At 64.2% G+C, this 20577-nt stretch carries 18 protein-coding genes and 2 pseudogenes; 17 read left to right on the forward strand and 3 right to left on the reverse strand.

Going from position 1 to position 20577, the window contains the following annotated elements; all coding sequences use genetic code 11:
- A pseudogene (locus IQ35_RS16455) lies at window positions 1-221 on the reverse strand (IS21 family transposase); the annotation flags it as partial.
- Between the two features lie 50 nt (window positions 222-271).
- Here IQ35_RS16455 and lnt point away from each other — a divergent pair.
- The gene (gene lnt / locus IQ35_RS16460; RefSeq protein ID WP_145074972.1) at window positions 272-1861 is read left to right on the forward strand and encodes an apolipoprotein N-acyltransferase; all 1590 of its coding nucleotides are present in this window, start codon (window positions 272-274) and stop codon (window positions 1859-1861) included.
- A 25-nt stretch (window positions 1862-1886) separates the two neighbouring features.
- Here the strand turns inward: lnt and IQ35_RS16465 are convergent, their stop codons facing one another.
- Both IQ35_RS16465 and IQ35_RS16470 read right to left on the reverse strand, forming a co-directional pair.
- On the reverse strand, window positions 1887-2279 hold the full coding sequence (locus tag IQ35_RS16465; protein WP_145074975.1) for an ArsR/SmtB family transcription factor: 393 nt from the start codon (window positions 2277-2279) through the stop codon (window positions 1887-1889).
- Entirely contained in the window at window positions 2276-2887 is a 612-nt protein-coding gene (locus IQ35_RS16470; protein ID WP_145074978.1) for a peroxiredoxin, read from the reverse strand. The genes IQ35_RS16465 and IQ35_RS16470 overlap by 4 nt, the downstream gene beginning before the upstream one ends.
- An 88-nt stretch (window positions 2888-2975) precedes the next feature.
- Here IQ35_RS16470 and IQ35_RS16475 point away from each other — a divergent pair, with 88 nt between their 5' ends.
- The 16 genes and pseudogenes from IQ35_RS16475 (at window position 2976) to IQ35_RS16550 (ending at window position 20564) form a co-directional block, all read left to right on the forward strand.
- Window positions 2976-3890 (forward strand): MBL fold metallo-hydrolase, encoded by a 915-nt coding sequence (locus tag IQ35_RS16475; protein ID WP_145074981.1) that lies wholly within the window; start codon window positions 2976-2978, stop codon window positions 3888-3890.
- Window positions 3887-4324: a YeeE/YedE family protein gene (locus IQ35_RS16480; protein WP_145074984.1), complete on the forward strand. Its 438-nt coding sequence runs from the start codon at window positions 3887-3889 to the stop codon at window positions 4322-4324. The genes IQ35_RS16475 and IQ35_RS16480 overlap by 4 nt, the downstream gene beginning before the upstream one ends.
- A gap of 1 nt (window position 4325) precedes the next feature.
- A complete protein-coding gene (locus IQ35_RS16485; protein WP_145074987.1) occupies window positions 4326-4739 on the forward strand; it encodes a DUF6691 family protein in 414 nt (137 codons plus the stop codon).
- Window positions 4740-4757: 18 nt separating this feature from the next.
- The gene (locus tag IQ35_RS16490; RefSeq protein ID WP_145074992.1) at window positions 4758-6344 is read left to right on the forward strand and encodes a bifunctional protein tyrosine phosphatase family protein/NAD(P)/FAD-dependent oxidoreductase; all 1587 of its coding nucleotides are present in this window, start codon (window positions 4758-4760) and stop codon (window positions 6342-6344) included.
- Entirely contained in the window at window positions 6341-7132 is a 792-nt protein-coding gene (locus IQ35_RS16495) for a sulfite exporter TauE/SafE family protein (protein ID WP_199739978.1), read from the forward strand. The genes IQ35_RS16490 and IQ35_RS16495 overlap by 4 nt, the downstream gene beginning before the upstream one ends.
- Before the next feature lie 63 nt (window positions 7133-7195).
- Entirely contained in the window at window positions 7196-8602 is a 1407-nt protein-coding gene (locus tag IQ35_RS16500) for a cytochrome ubiquinol oxidase subunit I (protein ID WP_145075126.1), read from the forward strand.
- Window positions 8599-9609, forward strand: a complete 1011-nt coding sequence (gene cydB / locus IQ35_RS16505; protein ID WP_145074998.1) for a cytochrome d ubiquinol oxidase subunit II — start codon at window positions 8599-8601, stop codon at window positions 9607-9609. The genes IQ35_RS16500 and cydB overlap by 4 nt, the downstream gene beginning before the upstream one ends.
- Entirely contained in the window at window positions 9590-9727 is a 138-nt protein-coding gene (locus IQ35_RS16510; protein WP_145075001.1) for a DUF2474 domain-containing protein, read from the forward strand. Before cydB ends, IQ35_RS16510 begins: the two co-directional genes overlap by 20 nt.
- Before the next feature lie 23 nt (window positions 9728-9750).
- On the forward strand, window positions 9751-10380 hold the full coding sequence (locus tag IQ35_RS16515; RefSeq protein WP_145075004.1) for an SAM-dependent methyltransferase: 630 nt from the start codon (window positions 9751-9753) through the stop codon (window positions 10378-10380).
- A 134-nt stretch (window positions 10381-10514) separates the two neighbouring features.
- On the forward strand, window positions 10515-10967 hold the full coding sequence (locus tag IQ35_RS16520) for a DsrE family protein (protein WP_446539673.1): 453 nt from the start codon (window positions 10515-10517) through the stop codon (window positions 10965-10967).
- A 66-nt stretch (window positions 10968-11033) separates the two neighbouring features.
- Complete coding sequence (locus tag IQ35_RS16525; protein WP_145075007.1) at window positions 11034-13223, forward strand: protein-disulfide reductase DsbD family protein; 2190 nt, start codon at window positions 11034-11036, stop codon at window positions 13221-13223.
- 29 nt (window positions 13224-13252) lie between these two features.
- A pseudogene (locus IQ35_RS16530) lies at window positions 13253-13915 on the forward strand (alpha/beta hydrolase family protein); the annotation flags it as partial.
- Window positions 13905-14729: a flavin monoamine oxidase family protein gene (locus IQ35_RS16535; RefSeq protein ID WP_242003383.1), complete on the forward strand. Its 825-nt coding sequence runs from the start codon at window positions 13905-13907 to the stop codon at window positions 14727-14729. The pseudogene IQ35_RS16530 and the gene IQ35_RS16535, both read left to right, overlap by 11 nt.
- Window positions 14730-14823: 94 nt before the next feature.
- Entirely contained in the window at window positions 14824-18003 is a 3180-nt protein-coding gene (locus tag IQ35_RS16540; RefSeq protein ID WP_145075018.1) for an efflux RND transporter permease subunit, read from the forward strand.
- 79 nt (window positions 18004-18082) lie between these two features.
- Entirely contained in the window at window positions 18083-19159 is a 1077-nt protein-coding gene (locus IQ35_RS16545; protein WP_242003380.1) for an efflux RND transporter periplasmic adaptor subunit, read from the forward strand.
- On the forward strand, window positions 19146-20564 hold the full coding sequence (locus tag IQ35_RS16550) for an efflux transporter outer membrane subunit (RefSeq protein WP_145075132.1): 1419 nt from the start codon (window positions 19146-19148) through the stop codon (window positions 20562-20564). The genes IQ35_RS16545 and IQ35_RS16550 overlap by 14 nt, the downstream gene beginning before the upstream one ends.
- Window positions 20565-20577: the final 13 nt, after the last annotated feature.

The raw sequence follows: 20577 nt of genomic DNA on the forward strand, positions 1-20577 counted from the left end.
TTGCGCGACTTGCCAGCCTCGATCCGCAGCCAGCCTGACAGCTTCTCCGCATACGGGTCCAGCTTGCTCGGCCGCTCGGGAACCTTGAACTGCGGCTCTACCGTGTCCGCCCGCAGGTACTTGCGGATCGTGTTGCGCGACAAACCAGTGCGCCGCTCGATCTCCCGGATCGGAACCTGCTGCCGGAAATGCCAGCGCCGGATTACACTCAATAACGCCATGTCGATCACTCCTGAATCCTCCGACCAATCAGCCAGAGGGAAGTCAAAACATGGGTCACTTCTCAGTGGAAACTTATGCCCCTCCCGGGTCAACTCTCAGTGGAAATCAACAGAAAGCCTTTGTTTCCAGCATCGTTGGGAAGGTCGACGCCACAATTGCCCGGCGCCCTGGCCTCACATGTCTCGGGGCGATCGCCGCAACCGGCTTTGCCCCATGGGGTTTCTGGCCCGCGACGGCCGCGTCGCTGGTACTATTTCTGCGGACGGTCGGCGAAATGGCCTCGATGCGTCGCGTTTTCGCGGCGAGCTGGTGGTTCGGATTCGGCATCGGGATCGCGAGTCTGTTCTGGCTCGCGCATGCTTTCAGTTTTCAAGCTGCGATGCCGCCTTGGCTCGGATGGGTCGCGGTCGCTCTCCTTTCTGCTTATACGGCGCTTTATTGGGCGCTCGCCATCGCCGTCGCCCATGCCGCGGCGCGTGGAGCATCGCAGATCAGCTTTGCCGTTTATGCGTCGGCAAGCTTCATGATTGCCGAATGGCTGCGCGGTATCATGTTGACCGGATTCCCCTGGAACCCGCTAGGGTCGATCTGGCTGGCCGCACCTGACGTATCTCAGGGCGCTGCCATGATCGGCGGCCTTGGTCTTTCGGGCCTGACGATCCTGTTGTGTGGCCTGGTCGCCGCCGCCACACACGGCGCCAGTGTGCGACCACTCATCGCCGCGATCGGCATCGTGGCGGCCTTGTTGGCCTTTCCCCGGAAATCCATGGTGGCGGATACGCCCATTCCAATTAGCGTCGTGCAGGCGAACATCAGCCAATCCGACAAATGGCGCGCTGGCGCGGCCGATGCCCAGCTCACGGAATATATCGCCTTGACCAAGGCTCGGCCTTCCGGCGCCCCTCGGCTGATCTTCTGGCCCGAAGCGGCCATCACGAAGCCGTTGGACACCGATCCGGGTTTGAGGCGGCGCGCGGCAGCGGCTTTGGATTCCCAAGATTTGCTTTTCACGGGGGCAATAGGAACGATCGATGATGAGGGGCTAGCGAACAGCGTGTTCGTGCTCGATGCGGGCGGGACTGTCCTTGTTCGCTATGACAAGGCCCATCTCGTCCCGTTCGGCGAATACCTGCCATTTGCAAGTATCCTCGAACGGGTCGGCATGTCGCGTCTGGTGCCGGGCGATACCGACTTCATTGCCGGGCCTGGCCCACAGACTTTCGACGTCCTGAACCTCAGGGCCGGTGTGTCGATCTGCTATGAAATCATATTCCCGACCGCGGTGATCGACCCGGCAAATCGGCCCGCGTTCCTCTTCAATCCATCTAATGACGCCTGGTTCGGATTCGGCGGACCACAGCAACATCTCGCGCAAGCACGACTACGTGCGATCGAGGAGGGTCTGCCAATCATCCGCGCGACGCCGACGGGCGAGACGGCTGTGATCCGATCGAATGGCAGTATCGCCGCGCGTCTGCCTGCACACGAGGCAGGCCGCCTCGATGCTTTCTTGCCATCGCCCGGAGATCCGACACCATATTCGCGCTGGGGCAATGCTATCCCGTTGGGCGCAGGAATATTCATGATCGCCATTGCCGGGCTGTGGCGTGCGCGCCGAAGGTTCCCGGCGAAAAGGTGATGATATGGACTTCGAGGAGTGGGTTCTAGCGCCCAACGACGCGCGCGAAGTGGGCCACGCCAGGCACAAGATCGGACCGCTCATCATGGGCCACACCGCTGGATAAGCCTGATAGGTCGCCCGCTCCGAACACCGCTTCGATCCCGCGCACGCAAAGTTCCGTCCCGCTATCGGCAATGCTGTAATAGACCTGCCGGGCCTGCCGCCTCGTGGTGACGAGGGACGCCTTGCGCAGTTCGGCAAGCTGCTGGCTGAGCGCGGGTTGGCCGATGCCGGTCGCCTCATCGATCATCGAAACCGACTGCTCGCCCTGTTCCAACAGCAGCGACAGGATCATCAGGCGCTGAGGCTGGGCGTAGATCCTCAGCTTTTCCGCCGCTTCCTCGGCCCGTTCGCGCGCGGCATGGAGGGGGATCATGGCGCGCTCCGGCAGAACCAGTCGTCTCCGTCCGTATTGTCCGAAGACGGGAGCAGCAGCGGTTCGCCCGCGCGCCATCCCTCGGGCGCGAGCCGGTCGCCACTATGCGCGGCCTGAAGCGCGGCGAGCATCCGCAGCATTTCATCAACCGATCGCCCGACATTCATGGGATAATGGGTGATCGCCCGGATCACGCCGTCCGGATCGATGAAATAGGTTGCGCGGACGCCGGCGCTGTCCCGCGCATCCTCACCGATCATGCCATAAGCCCTGCCGATCGCCATCGAGGGGTCTTCGACCACCGGGAAGCGGACCTCCACGTCGAACAGGTCGCGGATCGCCTTGAGCCAGGCAAGGTGCGAATAGAGACTGTCCACCGACAGGCCGAGCAGCACGCTGCCCAGTTCCTCGAAGCGATCCTGCGCCTTGGCGAGGCTGACGAATTCGCTGGTGCAGACGGGCGTGAAATCGGCCGGATGCGAAAAGAACACCACCCATTTCCCGCGCAGTGACGAGAGGCGCAGCGGCCCCTTCGTCGTGCGCGCCTCGAAATCGGGCGCGGTGTCGCCGAGGCGCAGGCTGGGGGCGGCTTCAGGCGTGGTCGTCATGGCTTTCACTCTCGCATCCCGGCCCACTTGACGCAAGTCGATTACATATTTACATAGTTTCGTAATTATTAAATTAAAGGATCGAGCCATGGATGACGCGATCGGCTACGCAACCCGGCAAATCGAGGAATCCCGCAAGGGCGTCCCGCAAATCCGCGCCTTCTTCGACGACGCCACCAATACCGTCAGCTATGTCGTCCATGATCCAGAGACGCGGCGGGCGGCGATCATCGACAGCGTGCTGGATTATGACGCTGCCGCGGGCCGCATCACTTACACGTCCGCCGATGCGATCATCGCTTATGTGGGCGAGCAGAATCTCAGCATCGAATGGCTGCTGGAAACCCATGCCCACGCCGATCACTTGTCGGCTGCCCCGTATCTGCAAGAGCGGCTGGGCGGAAAGCTCGCCATCGGCAAGGCGATCCTGACCGTGCAGGAGACGTTCGGAAAGCTGTTCAACGAGGGAACCGAATTTGCGCGCGACGGATCGCAGTTCGATCATCTGTTCGAGGATGGCGACCGGTTCGCGATCGGCCATCTCGACGCGACGGTGCTGCATGTGCCGGGCCATACGCCGGCCGATCTCGCCTATGTGATCGGCGATGCGGCGTTCATCGGCGACACTTTGTTTATGCCCGATTATGGCACGGCACGGGCGGATTTTCCGGGCGGCGACGCGCGGACGCTCTATCGCTCGATCCGGCGGCTGCTGACCCTGCCCGCCGAGACTCGGCTGTTCCTGTGCCACGATTACAAAGCGCCGGACCGGGACGAATATCGCTGGGAAACCACGGTGGCGGAGCAGCGCGCCGGCAATGTCCATGTCCATGATGGCATTGACGAGGACGGCTTCGTCGCGATGCGCGAAGCGCGGGACGCGACGTTGGATATGCCGAAGCTGATCCTGCCGTCGATCCAGGTGAACATGCGCGGCGGCCATCTGCCCGAGCCGGAAGGCAACGGCACGCGCTATCTCAAAATCCCGCTGGACGCGCTATGAACACGCTGTTCCCGGGGGCAATGCCGGGCATGGGCTTCCTCGGCGGGCTGCTGATCGGCCTGGCCGGCGCGATCATGCTGCTGGGGCTGGGCCGCATCGCCGGCGTCAGCGGTCTTGCCGCGCGCGCCGTGGGGATCGGCAGCGGCACGGATTCGCGCGCCGTCGCGCTGGCCTTCATCACCGGCCTGCCGCTCGGCGCGGCGCTGGTGGCGAGCCTGCGCCCGGTTGCGATCACTTTTCCCTCGTCGCTGGCCGTCCTCGTCATCGGCGGCTTGCTGGTGGGCTTCGGCACGCGGCTCGGCAGCGGTTGCACCAGCGGCCATGGCGTGTGCGGCCTGTCGCGCCTGTCGCCCCGATCCATGGCGGCGACGGCGCTGTTCATGGCGGCCGGGTTCGCGACCGTCGCCGCGATGCGCGCCTTGGGGTGGGGCTGACATGCGCGCGCTTATCGCCTTGCTGGCCGGAACGATCTTCGGCGCGGGGCTCGCCCTCTCCGGCATGGCCGACCCCGCGCGCATCCACGCCTTCCTCGATCTGTTCGGAACATGGGACCCGACGCTGGCCTTCGTGATAGCCGGAGCCATAACGCCGATGGTGTTCGCATGGCTCATCCAGCGCCGCCTGCCCCGTGCCCTGTCCGGCGATGCCTTCGCCTTGCCGGGCACAAGGCGCATCGATGCGCCGCTCGCCGTGGGCGCGCTGCTGTTCGGCATCGGCTGGGGCATCGCCGGCCTGTGCCCCGGCCCGGCCATCGCCAATCTCGCGCTCGCACCCTTTGCGGTCCTGCCGTTCCTCGCCGCGATGATCGCGGGGATGCTGCTCCATCGTCTCCGGGCGGCTGGGCGCTGACACAAGCGGAGACATTCCATGGAAAAGACCACCCCCGTCACCGCCGATTTCTCGGTATCGCCGCAGATCGGGCTGGCAAACATGCCCGATCTGGCGGCCGCCGGCTTCCGGTCCATCATCTCCAACCGTCCCGACGGCGAGGAACCGGGACAGCCGGACGCGGCCACCCTTGCGCGCGCGGCGCTTGAGCATGGCTTGGCCTTCGAGCATCTGCCGGTCGCTAATCACGACATCGCCCCGGCCGATGCCCGTGCCATGCGAGCCGCGCTGGACCGGCTACCCAAACCCGTGCTCGCCTTCTGCCGGACGGGCGCGCGCTCGACCGCGATGCACTCCGCCGCCATGGCGCTGGGCGACGATAAGGCAACCACCTATGATGTCGTGATCGTCGGCGGCGGCAGCGGGGGCATCGCCTGCGCCGCCAGCCTGCTCAAGCGCCGGGCCGATCTGTCGATCGCGATCATCGAGCCAGCGGATGTGCACTATTATCAGCCGGGCTGGACGATGGTGGGCGCAGGCGTGTTCGATCCGCAAATCACCCGCCGGACGATGGCGAAAGTGATGCCCCGCAAGGCACATTGGATCAGACAGGCCGCAAGCGCGTTCCAGCCCGACAGCAACAGCGTGACGCTCGACGATGGCACGGCGATCGCCTATCGCGCGCTCGTCGTCGCACCGGGCCTGAAGCTGGATTGGAAGGCCATTCCCGGCCTTGCCGAGACCCTTGGCCGCAACGGCGTCACCTCCAACTATCGTTACGATCTGGCGCCCTACACGCATGAACTGGTGCGCAAGCTGGCGCGGGGCCGCGCGCTGTTTACACAGCCGCCCATGCCGATCAAATGCGCGGGCGCGCCGCAAAAGGCCATGTATCTCTCCTGCCATGACTGGGAGAAGCGCAGGTTGCTTGGCGGCATCGGTGTCGAGTTCCACAGCGCCGGCCCGGCCTTGTTCGGGGTGGCCGATTATGTGCCGGCGCTGACGGCCTATATCGAACGCTACGGCATCGACTTCCAGCCCGGCTCGAAGCTGGTCGGCGTGGACGGCGACGCGCGGATCGCGCGGTTCGAGCAGGGCGATGGCGATGTGATCGAACGCCCGTTCGATATGCTCCACGCGGTCCCGCCGCAGGTGGCGCCGGATTTCGTGCGCTCCAGCCCCATCGCTGACGACAGCGGCTTCGTCGCGGTCGATCCCGCAACGCTGCGCCATCCGACATGGCCCAACCTGTTCGCGCTGGGCGACGTCATCGCCGCCAGCAACGCCAAGACGGCAGCGGCCGCGCGCAAACAGGCCCCGGTGGTCGCTGTGAACGTGCTCGCTGCTCTCGACGGCAAAGCCCCAGCCGCCGCCTATGATGGCTATGGTTCCTGCCCGCTCACCGTCGAGCGCGGCCGGATCGTGCTGGCCGAGTTTGGCTATGGCGGCAAGCTGCTGCCGAGCTTCCCCACCTGGCTGCTCGATGGCCGCAAACCGACGCGCCTCGCCTGGTTCCTCAAGGATCGGATGCTGCCGCCGATCTACTGGCATGGCATGCTCAAGGGCAGGGAATGGCTCGCTGGTCCCCGTCCGATCGGAATGGCCCCGAACGGAATGGCGAGGTGACGCTCGAACCGCTCCAATATCTGCTGGGCATCCTGTCCGGCTCGCTCGTCGGGTTCAGCCTGGGGCTGGTCGGCGGCGGCGGGTCGATCCTGGCGGTCCCGCTGATGGTCTATCTGGTCGGCGTGCCCAGCGCCCATGTCGCGATCGGCACCAGCGCGCTGGCGGTGGCGGCCAATGCGGTGACGGGCCTCGTCCAACATGCCCGCGCACATAACGTCAAATGGCGCTGCGGTGGCATGTTCGCGGCAGCAGGCGTCATCGGGGCGCTGGCTGGCTCTACCTTCGGCAAGATGGTGGATGGCGAAAAGCTGCTGTTCCTGTTCGCGCTGGTGATGCTGCTGGTCGGGGGGGTGATGCTCAAGGGGCGCGGCGACCCCGGCAATCCCGGCGCCGAATGCAACCGGGAGAAAGCGCCCAAGGTGCTCGGCTATGGCCTCGGCTCAGGTCTGTTCTCCGGCTTCTTCGGCATTGGCGGCGGGTTCCTGATCGTGCCGGGGCTTGTCGCATCGACCGGAATGCCGATCCTGTTCGCGGTCGGCACCTCGCTGGTCGCGGTGACCGCCTTTGGCCTCGCGACCGCCGCCAACTATGCCTTTTCCGGGCTGGTCGACTGGCCGCTGGCGATCCTGTTCATCGTGGGAGGCGCGGTGGGAAGTTTTGCGGGCACGCGCCTCGCCAGCCGGCTGGGCGCGCAATCCGGCCGTCTGACGGTGGTGTTCGCAATGCTGATCTTCGCCGTCGCTGCCTATATGCTCTGGCGCAGCGCCGGGGCGTTTGTGGGCCTGTGAGGCGGAATGTCCACTAGCAATGCGCCTCGCCGATCATAAAGCGGACGCGGAAAGGTAATGCAGATGTTCGGATCGTTCGACGCGCTATTCCTCGCCCGCGCGCAATTCGCCTTCACGGTGAGCTTCCATTTCATCTTCCCGGCCTTCTCGATTGGCCTCGCCAGCTATCTGATGGTGCTGGAGGGGCTGTGGTTGAAGACCGGCAAGGGCGTCTACGCCAACCTCTATCGCTACTGGCTGAAAATCTTCGCGATCACGTTCGGCATGGGTGTCGTCTCCGGCATCGTCCTGTCCTATCAGTTCGGCACCAACTGGTCGGTCTTTTCCGACAAGGCCGGGCCGATCATCGGCCCGTTGATGGCCTATGAGGTGCTGACCGCCTTCTTCCTGGAGGCGGGGTTCCTGGGCGTCATGCTGTTCGGTATCAACAAGGTGGGGCCGAAGCTGCATTTCACGGCGACCTGCGCGGTGGCGGTCGGCACGCTGATTTCCGCCTTCTGGATCTTGTCCGCCAACAGCTGGATGCAGACGCCCACGGGCCATGAGATCGCCGCGAACGGCCAGTTCGTGCCGGGGCCGAGCTGGTGGGCGATCGTCTTCAACCCCAGCTTCCCCTATCGGCTGGTCCATACGGTGATCGCCGCCTTCCTCACCACCGCGTTCGTCGTCGGCGCGGTGGGGGCTTGGCACCTGCTTCGCGATCGGGCCAATCCCGGCGCGCGCAAGATGTTCTCCATGGCGATGTGGATGGCCGCGCTGGTCGCCCCGGTGCAGATTTTCGCCGGCGACATGCACGGCCTTAACACGCTGGAGCATCAGCCGGCCAAGGTGATGGCGATGGAGGGCCATTATCAAAGCCACCCGGACGGCGCGCCGCTGATCCTGCTAGGCATTCCCAACAGCGCGCAGCAGCGCGTCGATTATGCGCTGGAGATTCCCAAGGCCTCCTCGCTGATCCTCAAGCACGACCTGAACGCGCCGCTGGCCGGCCTCGACACCGTGCCGGAGGATGAGCATCCCCCGGTCGGCGTCGTGTTCTGGGCCTTTCGCATCATGGTGGGCCTGGGCTTCGCCATGTTGGGCATCGGCCTGTGGAGCCTCCTCGCGCGGGCGCGGCGCCGGCTCTACGACTGGCGCTGGCTGCATCGCGCCGCCGTCGTCATGGGGCCTTCGGGCTTCGTCGCGGTGATCGCCGGCTGGGTGACGACCGAAGTGGGGCGCCAGCCCTGGACGGTCTATGGCCAGCTTCGGACCGCGCAATCGGTCGCCCCGCTCGACGCGCCGGCGGTCGCGACCTCGTTGATCGCCTTCATCATCGTCTATTTCGCGGTGTTCGGCGCGGGCACGCTCTACATCCTCAAGCTGATGGGCAAACCGCCAGAGCCGCATGAGGATGCCGTGCCGACGCGCGGCCCGGTGCGGACCGCCGGCATCACGCCGGCTCCGGCGATCGAGGGAGGAAAGCCATGATCGACCTCACCATCATCTGGGCGGGGATCATCGCCTTCGCGGTCGCCGCCTATGTCGTCATGGATGGGTTCGACCTCGGCATCGGCATCCTCTTCCCACGCTTTCGTGTCGGACCGGAACGCAACACCGCAATGAACAGCGTCGCGCCGGTCTGGGACGGTAACGAGACATGGCTGGTGCTGGGCGGCGGCGGGCTGATGGCTGCTTTCCCGCTGGCCTATGCCATCGTGTTACCGGCCCTTTATGCGCCGATCATCGCCATGTTGCTCGGCCTCATCTTCCGGGGCGTCGCCTTTGAATTCCGCTGGCGCGATCCGGGGCATCGCCGGCTGTGGGACATCGCCTTTTGCGGCGGTTCTGTGGTCGCGACGCTGGCGCAGGGAATTACGTTGGGCGCGCTGTTGCAGGGGATCACGGTAGAAGGGCGCGCTTATGGCGGCGGCTGGTGGGAATGGCTGACGCCCTTCTCGCTACTCACCGGCCTCAGCCTGCTCGTCGGCTATGCGTTGCTGGGCGCATGCTGGCTGATCTGGAAGACGCAAGGGCCGCTTCAGGCACAGGCGCAAGGCATGGGCAAAGTGCTGCTGCCCGGGCTGCTGGTGGCGATCGGCCTGGTGAGCCTCGCGACGCCCTTCCTGGAGGCGCAATATCATCAACGCTGGTTCGAATGGCCAGGCGTGCTGGCGAGCGCGCAGATGCCGCTGCTGGTGGCGATCATCGGCTTCCTCGCGTGGCGCGCGATCGGCAGGGTGCAGCGAGGGGGGCGGGATTGGGTGCCCTTCTTCCTCGCCCTGCTGCTGTTTGGCCTGTCGATGGTGGGGCTCGCCATCTCGATCTGGCCGGACGTCATCCCCGGCCGCGTCTCCATCTGGGAAGCCGCCGCGCCCGAACGCAGCCAGGTCTTCATGCTGGTCGGCGCCGGCCTGCTGGTGCCGGTGATCCTGGCCTACACCGGCTGGGCCTATTGGGTGTTCCGGGGGAAAGTGGATGAATCCGGATACCACTGAACCGGCAGGCCCCGGCCCGCGCTGGAAACGCCTTGCATGGTTCGTCGCGATCTGGGCGATGAGCATCGGGACGCTCGGCGTCGTGGCCTATGGCATTCGCCTGATTCTCAAACCTTGAATGGAAAAGGAGCGATCCGCCCCATGACTTTGCCACCATCTGCGCCCGATTGGGACGCCCGCTATGACCGTGCCGATTATCTTTTCGGCACCGAGCCCAATGCCTTCCTGAAAAGCGAAGCGGCGCAACTCGACGAGCTGGGCGAAGTGCTGTGCGTTGCCGACGGTGAAGGCCGCAACAGCGTCTGGCTCGCGAAACAGGGATTTCGCGTCCATGCGGTGGATGCGTCCGCTATCGCGCTCGACAAGGCGCGCGCGCTTGCGACGCGGGAAGGCGTCGCGGATGCGATCCGCTTTGAGCAGGTCGACCTCACGCGATGGCACTGGCCCAAGGCACGCTATCACGCGGTGGTTGCGATCTTCATTCAATTCGCAGGACCGACAGCGCGAGCCGATCTGTTCAGCGGCATGAAGGAAGCTCTCGTTCCGGGCGGTCTGCTTCTGCTGCAAGGCTATCGGCCAGAGCAGATCGGCTATGGAACAGGCGGGCCGGGCGCGGCCGAAAACCTGTATGATGAACCCATGCTGCGCAGTGCTTTCGATGATTTCGAGATACGCAAGCTTGTCAGCTACGACGCCGAGATCAGCGAGGGCGACGGGCATAACGGCATGTCGGCGCTGATCGACCTGATCGCGCGAAAGCCGGTCTCGTGACTCTGCCGGAGAAAAATATGCCATCGAACAAGGTCCGCGTGCCGGCGCATTCCTGGAGACGGACCGGACTGGCTCTGGTTCTTGGGCTGATGATGACGGGCAACGCCAACGCGCAGGATGCCAATCACCCGGTCATTGCCGGCTATGGCGCCATTCACCCGGCTCAGGATCTTGCGAACCTGCCCGATCCTTCGTTGCGCTATCGCGTCGCCTTTGAAATCACGCGCGCCGCAAATGACACTGGACAGGTCAATCCGGCTCTCGATCGAGTTGCCCGCTTCATCAACCTTCTGGGCGCGGCGGGCGTGCGGCCTGATCCCGGCGATATTGTCGTGGTCATGCACGGTCCGGCGACGCCTTCGATCCTGCGCGATGCCGCTTATGAGACCCGCTTTCATCAAGCCAACCCAAACAGCGGGCTCATCGCAAAACTGCAACAGGCGGGCGTTGCCATCCATGTGTGCAGCTTTGCCCTCGCCAATCAACGGATCGAGAGGGATGAAGTCGCGAAGGGTGTGACAATCGATCTCGCAGCCATGGTCACGCTCGCGAATTTGCAGCTCAAAGGCTGGGCGCTCATTCTCTAGCGCGATAGTCGGACTGTCCTTCGCCGCCTAAGCCAGCCTTAAGCTTGGCGCTCGAAATGCGCCCCTATGACACGGAATTCCCGACTCTCGCAGGCGGCACGGTCGTTCCCGCCTTTCGTTCAGATCGTGCTTCTCCGCACGATGGGCGCGATCCTGCTGCTTTGGCTTGCGCTTGCCGGTGTTCAGGTGACGGCGCAGCCCGCGCAACATATTCAGGCATCGCTATACGCGCAAAGCGAAGCACCGAAACCGGGCGAAAAGACCCGCCTTGCGATCCGCATGATCCCCGAGCAGGGATGGCATGGTTATTGGATCAATCCGGGTGACAGCGGCCTGTCGGTCGATGCCGAATGGCATCTGCCGGAAGGCGTACACGCTGGCCCGCTCGAACATCCCGCGCCCGCGCTGCTCGAATTGGCGGGCCTTGCCAGCTATGTTCACGAGGGCGCGTTCTCACTCTTGGCCGATCTTGAGATCGACGATTCCATCGTGCCGGGCACATCGCTGCCGATCAGCGTCGATCTGTCGTGGCTTGCCTGTTCTGATGCTTTGTGCGTGCCTGAACGCGCGACGCTCCAGCTTGCGTTGACCACAGGCGACGGAGCCGCAAGCCCGGAACATCGATCGCTGTTTTCGGCGGCGGAAGCGGCATTGCCGTCAGTGGCAGCGCAAGGAAGCCTGCGGGCTGCGGATAGCCGCTGGTCGTTCGTCATTTCAGGCGCGGAGGGGCTGGATGCCAATCGTGCGCTGCTCTTCCCTCAGGAAAGCGGCTGGTTCGAGGCGGGTGCCCGGCAGCATGTGACCCGCCAGCCGGACGGGACCATCAAGGTCGAGGTCGCAGCGGCAGGACCGGCGCCCGCCGCGCCATTCGCCGGGGTCATGGCCGATGGCCACCGAAGCGTCGCGATTACCAACGTCAAGCTGGACCTGGCCGAAAATCCGCTCGCCATAGCCGAGAGCGAGTCCGCGCCAGATGCGGCCGCTCCAGCGGAGAGCATTCCCGCCGCTATGGCGTCCCCTGATCCAGCCACGCCGACCACCGGCGATATGCCCGCCTTGTGGGTCGCGCTCGCCGGTGCCGTGCTCGGCGGCCTGCTGCTCAATCTGATGCCTTGCGTCTTCCCGATCTTGTCGCTGAAGGCGTTGAGCCTGACGAAGGCCGGCGTTGATCGCCGCGCGGCGAAAGTCGAGGGCATCGCCTATTTCGCTGGCAGTGTCGCTACCACCTTCGCGCTGGGCGCCATATTAGTGAGCGCGCGGTTGCTGGGGCATGATATCGGCTGGTCCTTCCAGCTCCAGAACCCGCATATCATTCTGCTGCTAATGCTGCTGTCGCTGGCCATCGCCCTCAATCTGGCCGGATTGTTCGAGATAAGGGGCATCTCCATCGCGCATCGCGCCATGGCGGCGCCGGGCTGGCCAGGAGCCTTCGGCACCGGCGCGCTCGCCGCGCTGATCGCGACGCCTTGCAGCGGCCCGTTCATGGGCGTCGCGCTGGGCGCGGCGCTGGTGCTGCCAGCCCCTGAAGCGCTGACAGTGTTCGCCGGCCTCGGCATCGGCATGGCGCTGCCGTTCCTCGCCATCGCCTTCATTCCCGCCCTCCAGCGGCTTTTGCCCAAGCCGGGGGCGTGGATGGAAACCTTCCGCCGCATGCTGGCGCTTCCTATGCTGCTGACCACCATTGGCCTCGCCTGGGTGCTGGGACGACAGAGCGGCGTGGATGGCCTGTCTCTTGGCCTGCTGCTCTCCGCATTGGCTGGGGTGGGCCTGTGGTGGGCGGGACTGCGCCAGAATCGCGGTCGTAGCGCCGGGGCCGCGTTACTGCCGGTCGCGGCAGCCCTGTTGCTTGCGGTCGGCCTCGATCTGCCGCGCCCGGCTCTGGCAGCTCCGTCCAACGCCGATGCAAATGTCGAACCGTTCAGCGAAGAGCGCCTCGCCGAGCTTCAGACCGAAGGGCAGCCGGTATTCGTGGATATGACCGCCGACTGGTGCCTCGTCTGTCAGGTCAACCAGCGTGTCGCTATCGATCGACCGGATACGCGCGCGGCGTTCGAAAAGGGTGGCGTGGTGACGTTGGTGGGCGACTGGACGCAGGGCGATCCGGCGATCACACGCTTCCTCGCTTCCCGCGGGCGCAATTCCATTCCCTATTATCTGTTCGTCACCCCTTCGGGCGAGGTGCGGGAATTGCCGCAGATTCTTACGAGCGACCTTCTAGTCCGGCAAACCATATCCTCTTCGGGACCGTCATACTAAAATGAAGCTTTGAAAAAGGAAGCCGACCCATGGGTCAACAGGTGTTTGAATTCGATGGTGCTTCGGAAAACCGCCTCTCCGGTCGTCTGGAATTTCCGCAGACGACGCCGCGCGGATGGGCGATCTTCGCTCACTGCTTCACGTGTGGAAAGGACAGCCTCGCCGCCGTGCGAGTTTCGCGAGCGCTGGCACTAGGCGGGATTGGTGTGCTGCGCTTTGATTTCGCCGGCCTGGGCAGTGGTGGCGAAGGGACTTTCGCTGCCGACGTCGATGATCTCGTTTCCGCGGTCCGCGCGATGACGGAAGCCGGCATGCCGCCCTCGCTCCTGATCGGTCATAGCCTGGGCGGCGCGGCTGCCCTCGCGGCCGCGGGCAGCCTCGCCTCAATTGAGGCTGTCGCCACCATAGGCGCGCCGGCTGATCTTGAACATATCCTGGGCCATTTCGATCCGACCATGCTGGCTCGGGCGGAGACTGAAGGCACCGCGGAAGTCGAACTAGGCGGCCGAACATTCGTGATCCGCCGGAGCTTCATCAACGATGTCCGCGAGCAAGATCTTTTGGGCTACGTGCGCAACCTGCGCCGCCCGTTGCTTATCTTGCACGCTCCGGGCGACAGGACTCGGCGCATTGATACGCGATCTGGGATTGTCGCTTTTCGCGCAATTCAGCGATGGCGACATGCTATTCGAACATGCGACCGGACAAACACCCCAGCGTTATCCCACGATGGCAGCCGCACCGCCGTCGATCCGGGTCGCCGGGGGAATGAGCACAATCGTCTCCGCGCTGGCCAAGCCGTTGCCTGCACAGTGCATTCTGCTCGATACGCCGATCACGCATATAGCCTCCACGAAGGAAGGCGTGGACCTTGTAACCGATGGCCGTGGCAGCATTAGCGCCAGGCAGGCGGTGCTCGCCGTCCCGCCAAGACTGGCGCAGGCCCTGATTCATTTTTCACCTGCTCTGGATGAGGCCACAGTCCGACGCTGGCGCCAGACCCCGACGTGGATGGCGCCGCATGCCAAATTCTTTGCCCTGTATGAGCGGCCATTTTGGCGCGATGCTGGGCTTTCCGGCCACGCCCGCAGCGCGATGGGGCCGATGACGGAAATCCACGATGCAACGACCGCATCGGGACAAGCCGCACTATTCGGTTTCCTTGGCCTGTCCGCATCCCAGCGCAGGCAGTTCAGCTCGGAGACGATTGCACAGGCCTGCCTTCTCCAGTTGGCAAGGCTGTTCGGGCCTGAAGCCGCCAGCCCGCGCGCCACGCTGTTTAAGGATTGGGCAGCCGATCCGCTGACCGCGACAGAGCTTGACCAGCGCGGCAGCGAACACCCTTATCCCGCCTCCGCGCCGTGGCTAGGCGAAGACTGGCAGGATCGCCTTGTCCTTGCCGCAAGCGAAACAAGCCTGACCGAGCCGGGCTACCTTGCGGGCGCGGTGGAAGCAGGACAGCGTAGCGCAGGTACGGTCATTCGCCGCCTGGAACGCGCTCCATAAGTCCGCCTTAAGCTAGGGCCTGTCTTTCCCCCGCAATCCGGGAGGAATCATCAATGCCCAAAGTTTTCGACCGCTGGCGGCGGAGTGCCGTCCTATGATCGCGCTGGTGCGGATCGCGCTCACGCGGCCGCTGACCTTCATCGTCATGGCTATCCTCATCTTTGGGCTGGGCATATTCTCGGTTTTGCGGATGCCGGTCGACATTTTCCCACGGATCGGTGTGCCCGTCATCGCTGTGGCATGGAGCTATAACGGCCTGTCGCCGGAAGAGATGGCTGGCCGGATCATCAATCCGTTCGAACGCGTGCTGACCACTACCGTCGACGATATCGACAGCATCGAAAGCCAGTCACTGAATGGCGTGGCAGTGGTACGGATCTATTTTCAGCCAAGCGCCGACATCCGCACCGCGACCGCACAGGTCACATCGATTTCACAAACAATTTTGCGACAATTGCCGCCGGGCATCTCGCCGCCGATGATTACCAATTACGATGCCTCGACCGTGCCGATCGTTCAGCTTGCTCTGGCTGGCGAAGGCCTGAGTGAGCAGCAGCTATACGATCTGGGCCTGAATCAGATTCGCCCGCAGCTCATCACCGTTCCGGGCGTCGCCATGCCGTTCCCTTTTGGCGGCAAGCAGAGGCAAATCCAGATCGACATCGATCCCGGCGCACTGCGTTCAAAGGGTCTGTCCGCCGGCGACGTCGCCGCCGCAATCGCCGCGCAGACCCAGATCACGCCGGCAGGGTTCGCCAAAATCGGCGGATTGCAATATAATGTTCGTCTCAACAATGCGCCGGGATCGGTCGAGCAGCTCAACAAACTGCCGATCAAGGTCGTCGATGGCGCCACCATCTTCATGCGCGATATTGCCCAGGTGCGCGATGGTTCGCCCCCGCAGACCAATATCGTGCAGGTGGACGGGCAGCGCTCGGCGTTGATGACCACGCTCAAGAGCGGCGCGGCCTCGACCCTCACGATCGTCGACACGATCCGCGATCGGCTCCCGGCGATCACCGAGGGACTGCCGGACACCCTCAAGGTGCAGCTCATCGGCGATCAATCGGTGCTGGTGAAGGCCGCCGTTTCCGCCGTCGCCTATGAAGGCGTGCTCGCCGCAGTGCTGACGTCGCTGATGATCCTGCTGTTTCTCGGCTCGTGGCGATCGACCGTCATCATCGTAACCACCATTCCGCTGGCGATCCTGGGCGCGCTGTACGCACTCGGCGCGACAGGAAACACCCTCAACATCATGACGCTGGGCGGGCTGGCGCTGGCGATCGGCATCCTCGTCGATGACGCCACGGTTACGATCGAGAACATCAACTGGCACCTTGAGAAAGGAAAGCCGGTGCTCAAATCGATTATGGACGGAGCGGTCCAGATCGTCACCCCCGCTTTTGTCGCCGTCACCTGCATTTGCATCGTTTTCGTGCCGATGTTCTTCCTGCCCGGCGTCGCCGGATATCTGTTCGTGCCGATGGCGCTGTCGGTGATCTTCGCGATGATCACTTCGTTCATCCTCTCGCGCACGCTCATCCCCACCATGGCCATGTATCTGCTGCGGCCCCATCGTCACGGCGATGAGGCGGCGCGGGCGCAATCGGCCAACCCGCTGGTGCGTCTCCAGCACGGTTTCTCGCTCTGGTTCGATCGGCAGAAGGATCGGTTCGGCGGTCTGCTGTCCCGCATCCTCGCCGTCCGAAGGGTTTTCATGCCGGCGTTCCTCGCGGCCATGGTTGCCTCGCTGCTGCTAATTCCCACGCTGGGCCGCGATTTCTTCCCCAGCGTCGATGCCGGGCAGATCACCCTGCATGTCCGCGCGCCCGTGGGCACCCGTCTGGAAGACAGCGCGGCGCTATTCTCGCAGGTGCAGAGCCGGGTGCGGGAGTTGATCCCGGCGAAGGAAGTGAAATCGATGGTCGCCAATATCGGCCTTTCCACCGCCCCGCTCAACGTGATCTACAATAATTCCGGCACGGTCGGCTCGCATGAGGGCGACATATTGATCGCCCTCCAGCGTAATCGCTCGCCGACGGAAGGTCATGTCGCAACGCTCCGCCGGGAACTGCCCCGAAGCTTCCCCGGCATCGACTTTGCGTTCCTGCCGGCCGATATCACCAGCCAGATCCTCAACTTCGGGTCACCGGCACCCATCGACATTCAGGTGAGCGGTCGCAACCTCGCGGCCAACGAAGCCTATGCGCGGAAGCTATTGCAGCGCGTTCGCTCTATTCCTGGCCTTGCCGACGCGCGAATCCAGCAATCCTCCCGCGCGCCGCAGATCAATGTCGATATCGACCGCGCACGCATCGCCCAATATGGGCTGACCCAGCGCGACGTCACCACCAATCTCGCCACCGCACTAGCCGGGACCACACAGACCGCGCCAGTTTTCTGGCTCAGTCCTGAAAACGGTGTTTCCTATCCTGTGGTCGCGCAGGTTCCCGAAATGCGGGTGGATTCGCTCGCCTCGCTTGAATCGCTGCCGATCTCGGCGGCGGGAGGTGAAGCGCAGACGCTGGGCGGCCTGGGTGCCATCACGCGCGATACGACTTTCTCGGTCGTCAGCCGCGCCAACATTCAGCCAATGGTCAATCTCTATGCGACCACGCAGGGACGCGATCTCGGCGCGGTTGTAAGCGATGTCCAGCGGGCTATCGAAGGTCTGGAAAAGGAGCGGCCCAAGGGCGTGACCGTCACGGTCGCCGGACAGTTTGAGACGATGAATCAGGCTTTTTCCGGCCTGACCTTCGGCTTGATCGGAGCGATCGCGCTCATCTATCTCATCATCGTCGTGAACTTCCAAAGCTGGGTCGATCCACTGGTGATCATCGGTGCGCTACCCGCCGCCTTTGCCGGCATCGTCTGGATGCTGTTCCTCACCGGAACGACGATCTCCGTGCCCGCACTGACCGGCGCAATCATGTCCATGGGGGTGGCGACTGCCAACTCGATCCTTGTCGTCAGCTTCGCGCGGGAGCGCCTCGCCGAAACAGGTGATGCCGTCCAGGCAGCGCTGGATGCCGCGACCGTGCGATTCCGGCCGGTCATTATGACGGCGCTGGCGATTATGATCGGCATGACTCCCATGGCCATCGGGATCGGCGAAGGCGCTGAACAGAACGCGCCGCTCGGACGCGCCGTGATCGGCGGCCTCATCTTCGCGACGGTCGCGACGCTCGTGTTCGTGCCCGCCCTTTTCAGCTTCGCGCACCGCAAGGGTGCGCCGGCCTCACCTGCAAGGGAACTGGAACTCAAACATGTCTGACCAACCTTCTGGAAAGCGGCTTTGGCGCTATGGCGGCGGCGGCGCCTTCCTCGTCCTTGCGCTCGTCGGCGGCGGCTTGATGGCGCGCGGCGCGGCCGAGCGCGAGCAGGCGACGATCGCGGCGGAGAACGCCCTTATCAACGTAAACGTGGTGCGTCCGCAGCCCGCGCAGGGCGGGAAAATCGTGTTGCCCGGCACCCTCGAAGCCTGGAACCGCGCGGAAATCAGTGCGCGGGTCAGCGGCTACGTCCGCGCCTGGCGCGCGGACATCGGCGATACTGTGCGCGCGGGGCAAACGCTCGCGCTACTTGACGCACCAGAACTCGATCAGCAGCTTGCACAGGCGCGGGCGGATTACCAGACAGCCTCCGCCGATCGCGAACTGGCCCGGATCAGTGCGGAGCGCTGGGAAAGCCTGTTGGCCAAGGATGCGGTATCGCGGCAGGAGCGCGACGAAAAGCACGGTCAATTTGTCTCCATCGACGCCCGGGCGCGCGCGGCGGAGGCCAATGTCGGCCGACTGCGTGCGATGCAGGGCTTCACGCAACTCAGCGCTCCCTTTGATGGCGTGGTTACAAGCCGTTCCGCCCAACTCGGCGCACTCGTGAGTGCAGGTAGCGCCGGAGGCGAACCACTGTTCACCATCGCGGATGTAAGTCGATTACGCCTCCATGTTCGCGTTCCCCAGACTGCCGCACACGGCCTGGCAGAGGGCATCCGGGCGCAATTCTCGCTGCCACAGCAACCGGGCGAGCATTTCGAGGCTGTGCTCGTCCGTACCGCCGAGGCCGTGGAACGGCGTTCGGGGACGATGCTCGTCGAATTTCTCATGGAAAATCGCGACCGACGCCTGCGTCCCGGCGCCTATGTCGATGTCCGCATTCCAATAGCCGGCGCCGCCGGGGCCTACCAGCTTCCCGCCAGCACATTGATCCTCGGATCGAAAGGGACGCGCGTCGCCGTTGTCGATGGGAACGGTCGGGTGTCGTTGCGCCCCGTCAAGGTTGGCCGGGATCAGGGCGCAACGATCGAAATCCTTGCCGGCGTTACCGCGCGGGATCGCATCGTCCTGACCCCGCCCGATTCGCTCGTTCAAGGTGAGCAGGTTCGCGTTGTTCGTTCCAATATGCCGAAAGCCGATAATGCGAAAAGTTAGTTTCCCAGCCTTCGCCGCCCTCGCGCTAACCGGATGTGCGACCCTCAATTCACCCGAATTACCGGAGATGGCGGTGCCGTCGTCGTTCAATCACGGCGCTGCCTGGACAGCGGCCGTGCCTGCCGACGCCTTCGATCGTGGCGACTGGTGGCGCGCCTTCGACGATCCTGTCCTCGACGGTCTGATGGCGAAGGTCGATGCCGCTACTCCAACCCTTGCCGCCGCACTTGCCCGTTATGATCAAGCATTGGCCAATGCGAGCGCCGCCGGAGCTGGACAATTCCCAACCCTTAATGCCCAAGGTGCAGCCTCGCGCGAGAGGCTATCGGCCGGCCGGCCCATAGGCCCGGGCAATCCGGTGACAGCCAATCAATTCATCCTCGGCGGCGCGATGTCCTACGAACTCGACCTCTGGGGGCGCGTGCGCAATTCCGTGCGGGCCGCGCAGGCGGATGCCGAAGCGCAAGCCGCCAATCTGCGATCGGCACGCCTCAGCCTTCAGGCTGCGGTCGCGGATCTCTATATTCGGCTACGTGGCATCGAAACGGAGCAAATGCTGCTCGATCAAACCGTATTGGCCTATGAACGTGCGCATCACCTCATCGTGACGCGCCATGATGGCGGTATTGCCTCCGGTGTCGATGTCAACCGATCACAGACGCAGCTTTCCAGCGTCGCCGCCCGCGCTCATGGACTTCAAGCCGATCATGCGGAGATAGAGCATCAGCTCGCCGCGCTGATCGGCGAGATGCCTTCGACCTTTTCCGTAGAGCCTCAAGTGCGCCCAACGGCACTCCCGGTCTATCCCAGCGGTTTTCCCTCTGAGTTGCTTCAGCGGCGTCCCGACATCGCTGCGGCACAGCGCCGGCTTGCCGCTGCCAATGCCCGGATCGGCGTCGCGAAAGCAGCATTCTTCCCCGACGTCTCACTGGGTCTGGCCGGCGGATTTCAAGCAACTGACACGCCAATTATCGGTGCACCGACCAGTTTTTGGGGCTTGGGCCCGCTGAGCGCGGTTCTCAACCTGTTCGACGGGGGACGACGCAAGGCCCAGCTCGCCATGAGCAAGGCCCAATATGAGGAGTTGGCGGCCAACTATCGGAGCATCGTGCTTGGGGCTTTTCAGGAAGCTGAGGATGCGCTTGCGCGGATCGATGCACTGGGCCGACAGAATGTCCGGCAAAGCGAAGCGGCCAATGCTGCGAGGCGGACGGAAGACCTGGCGTTCGACAGGTATCGAGACGGGGCAGCCGATTATCTCGAAGTCACGACCGCACAAACGGCATCGCTAGCGGCCCAGCAAGACAGCATCAGGGTCTCGGTCGATCAACGGCGGGCTGCGATCGCGCTGGTTCGGGCGATCGGCGGTGGAGCGAAGGCATCCTTACAAGCCGCGGCTCCCTGAGCCGGGGCGCGAC

The organism is Sphingobium wenxiniae, from assembly GCF_007830065.1.
GTDB lineage: Bacteria > Pseudomonadota > Alphaproteobacteria > Sphingomonadales > Sphingomonadaceae > Sphingobium > Sphingobium wenxiniae.